We start from the raw sequence: 11,541 nt of genomic DNA on the forward strand, positions 1-11,541 counted from the left end.
GATGATTGCTAGTAAAAATATCTTGTTTATCACATCAAATAGTTTTAGCTTTCAACCCCCAAGAGCCGCCTAGCTTCTAGTTACCTAAAACCAGAAAAGCCATTAGTATCCAGAACTGAATGACTTGGCTAAGTAGGTAACATGACCAATTGCATATATGCTGACAAATGCTTCAGCTAATTTAGTAAGTGTGGAAGCATCGCTGAAGCCGTAATCGTAGCTACCACCAGAGATGACATCTACATCTTTCAATTCATTGAGAAAACTTTCGGAATCTTGGAACAATTCAGAACCAGCAATGTTTAATTCAGACAGAGTAATGTTTGCCATTTTATTAGCTCCTCAAGTATTTCGTGCAAGCAGTTAAACTGTATTTCGTTTAACTGTTACTGCTATTTTTATTCATGAAAATTGCTAAAGTCAAGGACAAAATCATTATTAAAAAGACAGAAATTCCTTATTTAGTCTTTTTGAAATTGTGATTTTAATAAGACAAAATATAGGATTTTATTAAGAATAATATATAGTAATTCTAAAACTGAAAAATCCCCGATTTTTTGGAAAAGTCAGGGATCTGAGCCTATCTGTGGTTATAATTTATTTGCTGGAAAACTCGAAAGTAATTTTATCGGGTATGAAATTCTATGACTTTTTCACGAATTTTGATGTCGTAGTTCCCAAAAAAATCATGTCCTAGTAGTCCGATATTACCTTGGGAAGCGATCGCTACTTCTAAATTATTGGCTACGACTCCACCTACCTCTATAGAACCTACCTTACTTGTAGGGAATCTGACTCGAGTACCATCAGCAATTTGAGCTACCATACTACCTGTAGCCTCTAGTTGCAGAGTACTTGCCATCTTTTGAGTAATTAAAGTAGCGTGAGCGCCTGTATCTACAATCATTTCAAAGAATTTGGTGTCATTAAATGTGACATCAATGACAGGAGTTCTACCCAGGCGGCGTTTGATGGGAACCTGAAATACCTTTTTATTATTCTGATTATTGTTGTTGTTATCAATATTGTTGCTATTCGGTGTATTGACACTACTACATAAATTTCCCAATCCCACTATTTTGCCAGAGGTGGTAATCATAAAGCATGATCCAGGATCGTCAGCCGCAGCCCGATGAGAAAATCCTAAAAATATTAGTGCTGGTATTAGTGTTATTAGAGCAAGGTTAATTTTAGCAATCTGACACTTTTGAGCATACTTCATATTATGTGAGTTCCCGTTTTTTTATATATAGATTTGAATTTCCACATTACCCAGGCAAGACAAAAATTGGCAGTAAAAATCTACCTTGCTCGCAGTATATTTGTGTGTATACAAAACTGGTTCTAGATATTTTTTATGATTTATCTAGTCAATTTATGTATTTTGAGGTGAATGTATTGTTATGTTTTTATCGTGTATTTATATATCTCCAAAATATGGAATTACACCTTACGCAATACATATTAGCTGTAATTACTGAGAGTTTAATTAAAGATTAATTAAAGACATGATGAAACTACTGAGATTATTCACAGTTAGTTACTGCATGGATGGCAGTGGCGATCGCCTGATTCACAGCCATATTTTTTTGAGTTACAATCACATTCTCAGCTACAGTACGCTGGGCCACTACACCACAAACAGCCGCCGCCGCAAACCCATACACTCCCGCCATTTTAAACAGCGTACCGCATTCCATTTCGTAGTTCAAAACATTTAATCGCCGATATTCTTCTGTAATACCGTGGAGCGATCGCAGTAAATGAGGATTTGCTGAATTGGTGCGTTCCTGTCCTTCATAAAAGGTATCCACTGAGGCTGTAATTCCCAGATAATATTCAAATTCGAGTTTCCGTGCAGCCTGAACCAACGCCACAGTGAGAAACGGATCAGCAACGGCTGGATATTCCACAGGTGCAATATCGTTGGCTGCACCTTGGCGACACAAAGCCCCACTACTAATGACAATACTACCAACAGGGATGTGAGGTTGAATTGAGCCACAAGTCCCAATGCGAATAATTTGCCGGATACCTACTTGTACTAATTCATTCACCACAATACTCAGCGAAGGCGCACCCATGCCACTGGTAGCTGATAAAATGGGGCGATTATTAGGTAAATATCCCAGATAACTATTGAGTCCGCGATGCTCTGATAAAATCCGTACATCCTGCAAATACGTATTAGCTATTAACCGCGCTCGTTCTGGATCACCAGATAATAAAGCCATCTCAGGAGGTGATGCACCTAAATCATCTCGCTCAAAACCAATGTGATACATATATTTGAGAGTTGCGATCGCCCATGAACTCAATAGAATAATACATTTTCACACCTTAACTAAATAATCATCAGCGTTGATTTTGGCAGTATGTCAGCCAATCTTGCTACAGAATTTAAACTCACTTTATGTGTAAATACAGAGAAGTAGCTTTTCCGCAATACCATAACAGCAATGAAAGAGAATAATTCCTCTGCACAAGTACGGCGTTTTCAATTATCCTTTCTTTACTCTGTACCCATAGGAATATTAGGAGGGCTAATTGGCCTGGGCGGCGCGGAGTTTCGTCTACCAGTCCTAGCCAGTGTATTGGGATATTCAGCACAGCAAGCCGTACCTATAAATCTTGGAGTTAGCTTGATTTCAATTGCTGCGTCTTTGGCAATTCGGGGTAGTCTGCTTTCTTTCGATTTAGTATTTCTCTTGCTACCTGTCATCCTTTCATTAATTGCTGGTGCAGTAATTACCGCCTTTTTCGGGGCAACAATGGCAGGAAAGCTTTCCAACGAACAGCTAGAGAAAATTATTTTTTGGTTATTGGTAATTATTGGTATTGCCTTAATTATTGAAGGATTTTTACCTCAAGAAATACCAGCCCTGCTACCTGCATCCTTGGGTTGGCGCATTCCCGCAGGTATCCTGTTTGGGTTAGCAATTGGATTAGTCAGCAGTTTGTTGGGGGTTGCAGGCGGTGAAATAATTATCCCTACCCTAGTTTTTGCTTTTGGTGTAGACATCAGAACAGCTGGGACAGCTAGTTTGTTGATTAGCTTCCCCACAGTGCTAGTAGGGGTGATTAAATATGCCAGTAGAGGCGCTTTTAGTAATCGCACCATCTTGAAAAATACCGTTGCACCGATGGGTGTTGGTTCAATTATTGGCGCCATTATTGGGGGAATGCTTGTCGGTATTATTCCCGCATCCATCCTGAAAATCGTTTTAGGAATCATCTTAAATATCTCTGCATTTCGCGTATTTCACAAAGCCAAATCTCATGCAGCCTAAGCTAGCAAGTATTTTTGCATAAAGTTAATATATTCGCAAAATCCCTCTTCAAGAGGTTTTCAGTTGGATTAAAGACAAAACTCAGTCCTCTTTCTTGTCAAAAGGCGAAATTTTATGTGTTAATTGAATAGTTAGAGCATTTATTTTGGCGTTATGTCAGTAATTCTTGCTACAGAATTAAAAATCCTTTCATGTGTAAATACAAACAAGAAGCTCTCAAGTAGTCTGGAAACTTTAGTTACACAACAAAAATAAAAATATGAATAAAAGACAGATGCTGGCCTTGATTGGCATAGCAGTTACTAGCTTTTTCCTAGCGATCGCCTTACCTTTAATTACTCCCACTCCCCTAACAGCACAGTCAAACGTCACCTTACTGGTGTCGGCGGCGGCTAGTTTAAAAGATGCACTAGAAGAAATTCAGCCCATTTATCAACAAAGTAAACCCAACGTTAGTATCACATATAACTTTGGGGCTTCTGGGGCATTACAACAACAAATTGAACAGGGTGCGCCAGCAGATATCTTTATTTCTGCGGCGATAAGACAAGTAGATGCACTAGAACAAAAAGGACTTTTAGTTCCAGGTACTCGTACTAACCTAGCTAATAACCGCTTAGTTTTAATTGTGCCAAATAATAATACTGCTATTAAGAGCTTTTTCAATTTAACAGATACCAAAGTCAGGAAGATTGCGATGGGGGAACCCAGGAGTGTACCCGCAGGCCAATACGCTGATCAGGTGTTAAAGAAATTGGGTATTTTTGATAAAGTCAAGTCTAAATTAGTTTTTGGTAATAATGTGCGTCAAGTGTTAGCAGCCGTAGAAAGTGGTAATGCCGATGCAGGTTTAGTTTATGCCACAGATGCCAAAATCTCTAATAAAGTCAAAATTATAGTTGCTGCTGATGAAAAATATCACTCGGCAATTGTTTACCCAATGGCAGTAATTAAAAGTAGTAAAAATATTCCGGCTGCCAAGGAATTTGTTGATTTTTTATCAAGTAATCCAGCCAAAAATGTGCTAAAGAAATACGGTTTTATTGTGAGTTAGGAAACTCTTAAAATAAAAAAGAGCCAAAATTTTCTTGTAAGATGGGTTTTTGTAGCTATCCCATATTCATCACAATACGAATTACGTAAAGCCCTGACGGTAATAGCTGCGTTCACCTCGTAGCGTACCATAGGGTTGATTACAAATTAATTAACATGGATTTATCTCCCCTTTGGATATCACTAAAAACTTCCTTACTTGCCACATTTATTACCTTTTTTCTGGGTATTTGGTCTGCTTACTGGATGCTGGGATATCGAGGTAAAGGCAAGTCATTCATTGAAGGAATATTCATTGCTCCTTTGATTTTACCGCCTACAGTGGTCGGCTTTTTATTGCTGCTATTTTTTGGGAGGAATGGCCCTGTAGGTCAACTGATGCAACCTTGGGATTTTAGCATTGTTTTTACCTGGTACGGTGCTGCGATCGCCGCGACAGTTGTGGCATTTCCCATTATGTATAAAACAGCATTGGGAGCCTTTGAACAAATTGATGGCAATCTTTTACGCGTAGCCAGAACCCTTGGTGCTACTGAATCAACAATCTTTTGGCGCATCAGTTTACCCCTAGCATTTCCCGGAATTGTTGCCGCCACAAGTTTAGCTTTTGCAAGGGCATTGGGTGAATTTGGAGCTACTTTAATGTTAGCTGGTAATATTCCCGGACAAACTCAAACAATCCCAATGGCAATTTATTTTGCTGTAGAAGCCGGCGCGATGAATGAAGCTTGGTTTTGGGCGATCGCCATCATGATTATTTCTTTATCTGGGATTATAGGAGTCAATTTTTGGCAAGAAAACCGGGGGAAGCAAAAACAACAAAATTTCCCATTCCCCAAAGGGCGGAGAAATCAGGAATATTCAATATCTCAAACCTCCCATCAAACTGATTCATCAGGTTTGTTTGTTGATATTACAAAACAGCTTCCAGGCTTTAGATTGCAAGTATGTTTTAGCGGCAACGGTAATACCCTGGGATTTTTAGGAGGATCTGGGGCTGGCAAAAGTATGATTTTGCGCTGTATTGCTGGTATAGAAACACCCTCCAAAGGACGTATTATTTTAAATGGGCGAGTGTTGTTTGATTCCGAAAAAGGAATTAATTTACCTTCACGCGATCGCCGCATTGGTTTTTTAATGCAGAATTATGCTTTATTCCCTCACATGACTGTGATGCAAAATATTGCTTTTGGCTTACCTCAAGGCTTATCGACATTAGCAATTAAGCAACAGGTACAGGCGCAACTATTAGCAGTGCAGTTAGAAGGATTAGAAAATCGCTATCCTCACCAACTTTCTGGCGGACAGCAACAACGGGTAGCTTTAGCCAGGGCTTTAGCAATCCAACCGGAAGCATTACTATTAGATGAACCATTTTCGGCGCTGGATACTTATTTACGGCATCAATTACAAGAACAATTAATTGAAACCCTCAGCACCTATTCAGGGGTGACATTATTTGTAACTCATAACTTAGAAGAAGCTTATGAAGTGTGTCAACAATTGTTAGTGGTTTCTCAAGGACAAGTTATCGCTAACGATGATAAACAAAATATTTTTGCCCATCCAAATACTTACACTGTCGCCCAGCTAACTGGTTGCAAGAACTTTTCCCCGATAAAAGTAGTATCTCCTCATGAAATAGCCGCTTTAGATTGGGATTGCACCCTGAAAGTGATAGAACCAATACCCCAATCTCCAGCTTATATAGGCATTCGCGCCCATCACCTCAGCTTCACAGATAACCCCAACGCTGAGAATACCTTTCCCTGTTGGCTAGTCAGGAAGCGGGAAACCCCCCACCGCATGACGCTGTATTTGAAACTGCATAATTCAGCCAATACCCATGATTATCATCTACAAGCCGAAGTGTTTAAGGAAAAATGGATAAATTTGAAAGACAAACCATTTCCCTGGTATGTGCGTTTGGACACAATGAAGCTATTTCTCATGCAGGAGTAGAAAAATATGCGATCGTAGTAAGGACTTTAGTCCTGCTTGTCCCAGAATGCAAGGCATGATACCAACCAATTCACAATTCGCAATAGAGCCTACGGATGCCGCTAGGCTGTACGCAATTCGCAATTAAAAAACTTAGATGTAGCAAAGCTTTCAAGGTTTACATCTGTATCAGATTTTTCGTGAATTGGTATGAGGCTGATGAGGACTGAAGTCCTCACTACAAACTTTTATTTAGTCCACACCAATCAAAACATCAGTTGATTTAACGATCGCATACACTTCTTTACCTACTTCTATACCCATGCTTTCATATGAAGACTTGGTAATAATCGATGTAACTTCAACTCCTGGGGTAATTTCAATGACAATTTCTGCATTAACGGCTCCAGGTGTAACGTGCTTTACTTTACCTTTGAGAGCATTACGCGCACTAATTTTCATATTTTACTCACTCAAAATATAGGACTATCTGAGTTTACCTAGTTGTGTCAGAATTAAGCAAGTATTTTACCTTAAAGTTACATTTACTTGCCAAAAACACTAAAACTTCTGGTTTTCCTCATCAGTGAATCACCATGTTTCTGCCCAATAGACAATTTCTGAAGCTGAAGTATCAATAGCTACACCGTAACTGTTGCCACGATGCCACTTGAAACCTGGTTTACCTTGGTCTTGTGCATCTAATACCAAGATTTCGTAGCTAGCTGGAAATGATTCCGCAGCAGCATCACTAGTGTAGAAGAATGTTGTCGGGACACCATTAGGTTGATTAGCATGGTCATTTGTACTACCACCTCGATACTGGTGTTTTGCCTGACGTCTATATTGCGAAAGTAATTTTTCTATATTTTCTGTTGACTTTTTTAGCCGTACTTGAAAATAAGTGCTTCCTTGATAAACTCCTGTAGAATAAGCAATACGGACATTTTCAGTACCAGAAGGAAGCTCATCGGGAAAGTGTTTAACGTAGTCGTTATCAGACAATATTTGTTGCCGAATTTCTTGATAACGAGATGTATCCGTAATTACTCCAGGCTCACTACTACTGCTAAAAGCCTTTCGCAGAAAAAAACTTCCCCCGACAATCCCCAGACTGCCTAGAGAAAGTAAAACTATCATGGCTACTTTGACAAGGTGCGATCGCTTCATCGGGTTGGGCTGCTAAATTTCCTAGTCATCTACCCAACTACTAAACTAAATTCGTACTATTGCGGAGACAATATCAGAGATATTGATAAAAACTTTGCGGATTAGGGGAAAATACGGGGTTATTATGAAATCTTTGTGAAGGTAGAGGTTAGAAGCTAAAGTAATTAATTGCTAGCCCCTAGTCCCTAGAAAGTATCTAAAAAATAGATAAGAATTGAGAAATAAATATCAAATTTTGCTAGTACCTTTCAAGTATTATCTGTATTAGATCAACGACTTTTAATACAAAAAGACGATCTAGCTGAGTGGGCTAGGTCGCTTTTTTTTCGGAATCTATTGCCTGAGCTACTAGTTGAAAATACTTATCTTATTTCAAAAAAGTGAGTTTAAACAGATCCAGCAATCATCCCAGCTAACAAGACAAAACCAATCCAGACATTTTGCCGGAACATTTCACCATACACAGGATTAGGGAGGTCTTGATTTGTTAAGCGTAGCGACTGCCAAACCCAGCCAATAGCAGCAATGGCCAGACTAATCCAGAAGATAAATTTCAAGTGAATCAAAACACCTAACCAAGCTAATAACACAATGGTGCCTAAAAAGAAAATGCCAATAGCCACAGGAGCATAATTACCAAAAAACAAAGCGCTAGAATTAACTCCAATGCGGCGGTCATCTTCGCGATCGCTCATGGCATAAACAGTATCAAATCCTAATGTCCAGAGTATTGTTGCGCCCCATAGTAGCCAAGTTGGTTGAGAAAGATTCTGTGTGACAGCACTCCAGCTAATCAACACGGCAAAACCCCAAGCAATGGAAAGTACTAGTTGCGGTACGGGAAACACCCGCTTTGCACCTGGATAAAGCAAAATTACCGGCACGGCTGCCACAGATAACCAAAAACTCAGGGGGTTAAGATAAAAAGCGAGGGCGGCTGCACATGCTAGAGAAATAATCGCCACGACAATCCCCACCTTGATGGACAAAGCGCGGGAAGCCAGGGGGCGATCGCGTGTTCTCTCGACTTCTGGATCAATGTCTCTATCCCACAAATCGTTAACTACACAACCTGCTGCACTAGTGGCCAAAGTACCCAATATAATTACACCCACCAGAGGTAAAGGCGGTTTGCCAGCGGCTGCCAAAAATACAGCCCACAAAGCAGGAATCATTAAAATTAATCTTCCTTCTGGTTTATGCCACCGCAAAAGCCGGATAATCACAAGCCACACTGGTTCCTGGTTGCGTTCTGGGGTAGTCAACATAGAAATCAAAAATCAAGTAATAACTTTAGATAGATGAATTCACACATCTTTACAACTATAGAATAACGTTATTTGCTATTTATAAAATCACAAACTCAAGTGACCACTTTGAATCAAATATCTAAATAGCCGTCATCAACTAACGCAACCAAAGGAACTAGGGGTTAGGGTCTAGGGTCTAGTATTCTTACTCAGCACTTAGTCTTTTTAAGTCAGTCACTTGAGTTATTAGCAGCAGAGTGAATATTCTTAGATCAAGTAGCCTTTGCACAGAGTCAGACTGAAAATTATTTTTTGCACATCTACCAGTGCCAAGTATCCTGATACACGCCTTTTTACTGTCCTTCCTTTATTGAGAGAAAACTAGATGCTGAATTTAGTTTCAGCTGACTGGGAGAGTATTACTACTCGATCAGTTCAGCAACACCGGATTATTGCTGCCATTGATTTGGGGACAAATTCTCTGCACATGGTAGTAGTGAAGATTGACCCGACTTTACCATCGTTTAGCATTATTGCCAAAGAAAAAGAAACTGTCAGATTAGGCAATCGTGATCTGGCTACTGGAGAACTGAAACCAGAAGTAATTGAAAAAGCCATTAATGCCCTGAGACGCTTCCAAGAAGTTGCCAAAACTGCTCATGCAGAAACTATCGTAGCTGTGGCCACTAGTGCTGTGCGCGAAGCCCCCAATGGGAGAGATTTTTTGTATCGAGTAGAAGCTGAGTTAGGTTTAAGCGTTGACTTAATTTCCGGTCAAGAAGAAGCACGGCGCATTTATCTAGGTGTGCTGTCGGGGATGGAATTTAATAACCAACCCCACATTATGATCGATATTGGTGGCGGTTCCACAGAATTAATTTTGGGGGACAGTCAAGAAGCCCGTAGTCTCACCAGCACTAAAGTTGGTGCAGTGCGACTTACCAGCGAATTAATTTCTACCGATCCCATCAGCGATGCCGAGTTTCAGTACCTGCAAGCCTATACACGCGGTACACTAGAACGTTCCGCTGAAGATGTCTTATCAAACATTAAGTTTGGGGAATCTCCGCGTTTGGTAGGAACCTCCGGCACTATTGAGACTTTAGCAACTATCCACGCCCGCGAACAGTTGGGTTATATTCCTTCTACCCTCAATGGTTACGAGTTTAGTCTTAAAGACTTGCGGTATTGGGTCAATCGCTTGCGAAAAATGAAGAATATAGAAATATCTACCATACCCGGTATGCCAGAGAAGCGGTCAGAAGTCATATTAGCTGGCGCTGTAATCTTACAGGAAGCTATGACTTTATTGGGTGTGGAATCGGTGACAGTGTGCGAGCGCGCCCTTAGGGAAGGCGTAATTGTGGACTGGATGCTATGCCACGGTTTGATAGAAGATCGACTGCGCTATCAAGGTTCAGTGCGTCAACGCAGTGTCCTCAAACAAGCGGATAAATACCATATCAATTTAGAGCATAGCGATCGCGTGGCGATATTTGCCCTGAGTTTATTTGACCAAACCCAAGGCGTACTACACAACTGGGGAGACAACGAGCGGCAAATGCTGTGGGCCGCGGCTATATTACACAACTGTGGACACTATATCAGCCATTCCTCTCATCACAAGCATTCCTACTATTTAGTTCGTAACGGTGAATTACTTGGCTACACCGAAACTGAAATTGAAATCATTGCGAATTTAGCGCGTTACCATCGCAAATCACAACCCAAGAAAAAACACGAAAATTACCGTAACTTGCTGAGTAAACAGCATCGCCAAATAGTTAGCCAACTCAGTGCGCTGTTGCGATTGGCCGTTGCCCTAGATAGGCGACAAATTGGTGCGATCGCCCGTATACAATGTGAGTACATTCCTCATAGTCAGGAATTGCAAATATTTATTTTCCCCTCTCAACCTGATGATGATTGTGCCTTGGAACTTTGGAGCTTAGATTATAAAAAATCGGTATTTGAAGATGAATTCAAGGTGAAATTGGTAGCCAATTTGAAACAAGCTCCTATGGTCAAAATATAGTTTCCACAAAAGATTTGGGTGCGTTACACTGGTTTAACGCACCTACCAAGCTATCTAAAGATTTGACAGTTACTCTGTCATAGAGGTTAAGATTGATTTCCGCAACCGCGTTTAGAGAAAGCAAAATAATTGTCGGGGAAATCTACCTCCTGCACATCTTTTGACGACACCCAACTTATGTATAAAAGCAAACCAACCCTTGAAGATTTCCTAGCTTATACAGAAGCTGAAAACCTGGAATTAGAAGCCAAAATGGAGGAATCATATCAACAATTTCATGCAGAAATTGAAACAAATAACGGACTAATGTCTACTCTAAATATAGAACTTATAGAACGTAGAGAATTAGGCACAGATGAAGAATATTGCCTACAATTGGATACAGAATTTGAGGACAAGTGACTAAAATACTTGGTAAGTAATTTGGGAATTTATTCTGCTGATTTTATCTGATTGTGGATGAAATTCCATCATCAGGGACTTCCAAAGAATTAATTTTTGGGAGTCCCCCTAAGGAATATGAATTAAATAATATGCACATCTGTTGTTTGATCTGACATCGCCTTTAAATAAACGTCAGTTCGGGTTAAGAACTAAATATCATATCCATGAAAAAAATTGTCATTGCGTAGGCGAAGCCTATCGTTCGCGTAACGTCTCGCAGAGAAGATATCGCAGGGAAGCAATCCCAAAACCCCTGTGTTCGTGTCGTTTCACTTTGTTTCACCCGCGGCGGCATATTGTAAAGAACATGAATTAAATAATATGCAAGTCTAGTTTTTGACCTCACCCCGCCTTTGAC

The 11,541-nt window shown here is 40.1% G+C and carries 11 protein-coding genes; 5 read left to right on the forward strand and 6 right to left on the reverse strand.

The window, feature by feature from the left end:
* Window positions 1–102: 102 nt before the first annotated feature.
* The 3 genes from ACM0OS_RS26300 to ACM0OS_RS26310 all read right to left on the reverse strand — a co-directional run bounded on the left by ACM0OS_RS26300 (window position 103) and on the right by ACM0OS_RS26310 (window position 2,285).
* Window positions 103–330, reverse strand: a complete 228-nt coding sequence (locus ACM0OS_RS26300; protein ID WP_414546123.1) for a hypothetical protein — start codon at window positions 328–330, stop codon at window positions 103–105.
* A 295-nt stretch (window positions 331–625) separates the two neighbouring features.
* Complete coding sequence (locus ACM0OS_RS26305) at window positions 626–1,222, reverse strand: TIGR02281 family clan AA aspartic protease (RefSeq protein WP_414546124.1); 597 nt, start codon at window positions 1,220–1,222, stop codon at window positions 626–628.
* Window positions 1,223–1,526: 304 nt separating this feature from the next.
* A complete protein-coding gene (locus ACM0OS_RS26310) occupies window positions 1,527–2,285 on the reverse strand; it encodes a nucleoside phosphorylase (RefSeq protein WP_414546125.1) in 759 nt (252 codons plus the stop codon).
* A gap of 174 nt (window positions 2,286–2,459) precedes the next feature.
* On the opposite strand from ACM0OS_RS26310, the gene ACM0OS_RS26315 reads away from it, so the two are divergent.
* The 3 genes from ACM0OS_RS26315 (at window position 2,460) to modB (ending at window position 6,305) form a co-directional block, all read left to right on the forward strand.
* Window positions 2,460–3,290 carry a sulfite exporter TauE/SafE family protein gene (locus ACM0OS_RS26315; RefSeq protein ID WP_414546126.1) on the forward strand — a complete coding sequence of 277 codons (831 nt, stop codon included), beginning with the start codon at window positions 2,460–2,462 and terminating at the stop codon, window positions 3,288–3,290.
* Window positions 3,291–3,549: 259 nt separating this feature from the next.
* Window positions 3,550–4,344, forward strand: coding sequence for a molybdate ABC transporter substrate-binding protein (gene modA / locus ACM0OS_RS26320; protein ID WP_414546127.1), 795 nt, complete (start codon window positions 3,550–3,552; stop codon window positions 4,342–4,344).
* 149 nt (window positions 4,345–4,493) lie between these two features.
* Window positions 4,494–6,305 (forward strand): molybdate ABC transporter permease subunit, encoded by a 1,812-nt coding sequence (gene modB, locus ACM0OS_RS26325; RefSeq protein ID WP_414546133.1) that lies wholly within the window; start codon window positions 4,494–4,496, stop codon window positions 6,303–6,305.
* Between the two features lie 231 nt (window positions 6,306–6,536).
* On the opposite strand, the gene ACM0OS_RS26330 is transcribed toward modB, so the two are convergent.
* From ACM0OS_RS26330 to ACM0OS_RS26340, 3 genes are all read right to left on the reverse strand, one after another.
* A complete protein-coding gene (locus tag ACM0OS_RS26330; RefSeq protein ID WP_414546128.1) occupies window positions 6,537–6,746 on the reverse strand; it encodes a TOBE domain-containing protein in 210 nt (69 codons plus the stop codon).
* 129 nt (window positions 6,747–6,875) lie between these two features.
* A complete protein-coding gene (locus ACM0OS_RS26335; protein ID WP_414546129.1) occupies window positions 6,876–7,454 on the reverse strand; it encodes a hypothetical protein in 579 nt (192 codons plus the stop codon).
* A 386-nt stretch (window positions 7,455–7,840) separates the two neighbouring features.
* Window positions 7,841–8,722 carry a 4-hydroxybenzoate solanesyltransferase gene (locus tag ACM0OS_RS26340; RefSeq protein WP_414546130.1) on the reverse strand — a complete coding sequence of 294 codons (882 nt, stop codon included), beginning with the start codon at window positions 8,720–8,722 and terminating at the stop codon, window positions 7,841–7,843.
* A gap of 367 nt (window positions 8,723–9,089) precedes the next feature.
* Here ACM0OS_RS26340 and ACM0OS_RS26345 point away from each other — a divergent pair, with 367 nt between their 5' ends.
* Entirely contained in the window at window positions 9,090–10,739 is a 1,650-nt protein-coding gene (locus tag ACM0OS_RS26345) for a Ppx/GppA phosphatase family protein (protein WP_414546131.1), read from the forward strand.
* A 177-nt stretch (window positions 10,740–10,916) separates the two neighbouring features.
* Window positions 10,917–11,141: a hypothetical protein gene (locus tag ACM0OS_RS26350; protein WP_414546132.1), complete on the forward strand. Its 225-nt coding sequence runs from the start codon at window positions 10,917–10,919 to the stop codon at window positions 11,139–11,141.
* The last annotated feature ends 400 nt before the right edge of the window (window positions 11,142–11,541 follow it).

The sequence above is a fragment of the Nostoc sp. CCY0012 genome (genome assembly GCF_963920855.1).
Lineage (GTDB): Bacteria > Cyanobacteriota > Cyanobacteriia > Cyanobacteriales > Nostocaceae > Cyanocohniella.

Coding starts and splice junctions, on each gene's coding strand:
- ACM0OS_RS26315 (WP_414546126.1), top strand. CDS start 2,460: ATGAAAGAGAATAATTCCTCTGCACAAGTACGGCGTTTTCAATTATCC.
- ACM0OS_RS26335 (WP_414546129.1), bottom strand. CDS start 7,454: ATGAAGCGATCGCACCTTGTCAAAGTAGCCATGATAGTTTTACTTTCT.
- ACM0OS_RS26340 (WP_414546130.1), bottom strand. CDS start 8,722: ATGTTGACTACCCCAGAACGCAACCAGGAACCAGTGTGGCTTGTGATT.
- ACM0OS_RS26310 (WP_414546125.1), bottom strand. CDS start 2,285: ATGTATCACATTGGTTTTGAGCGAGATGATTTAGGTGCATCACCTCCT.
- modA (WP_414546127.1), top strand. CDS start 3,550: ATGAATAAAAGACAGATGCTGGCCTTGATTGGCATAGCAGTTACTAGC.
- ACM0OS_RS26305 (WP_414546124.1), bottom strand. CDS start 1,222: ATGAAGTATGCTCAAAAGTGTCAGATTGCTAAAATTAACCTTGCTCTA.
- ACM0OS_RS26350 (WP_414546132.1), top strand. CDS start 10,917: ATGTATAAAAGCAAACCAACCCTTGAAGATTTCCTAGCTTATACAGAA.
- ACM0OS_RS26330 (WP_414546128.1), bottom strand. CDS start 6,746: ATGAAAATTAGTGCGCGTAATGCTCTCAAAGGTAAAGTAAAGCACGTT.
- ACM0OS_RS26300 (WP_414546123.1), bottom strand. CDS start 330: ATGGCAAACATTACTCTGTCTGAATTAAACATTGCTGGTTCTGAATTG.
- ACM0OS_RS26345 (WP_414546131.1), top strand. CDS start 9,090: ATGCTGAATTTAGTTTCAGCTGACTGGGAGAGTATTACTACTCGATCA.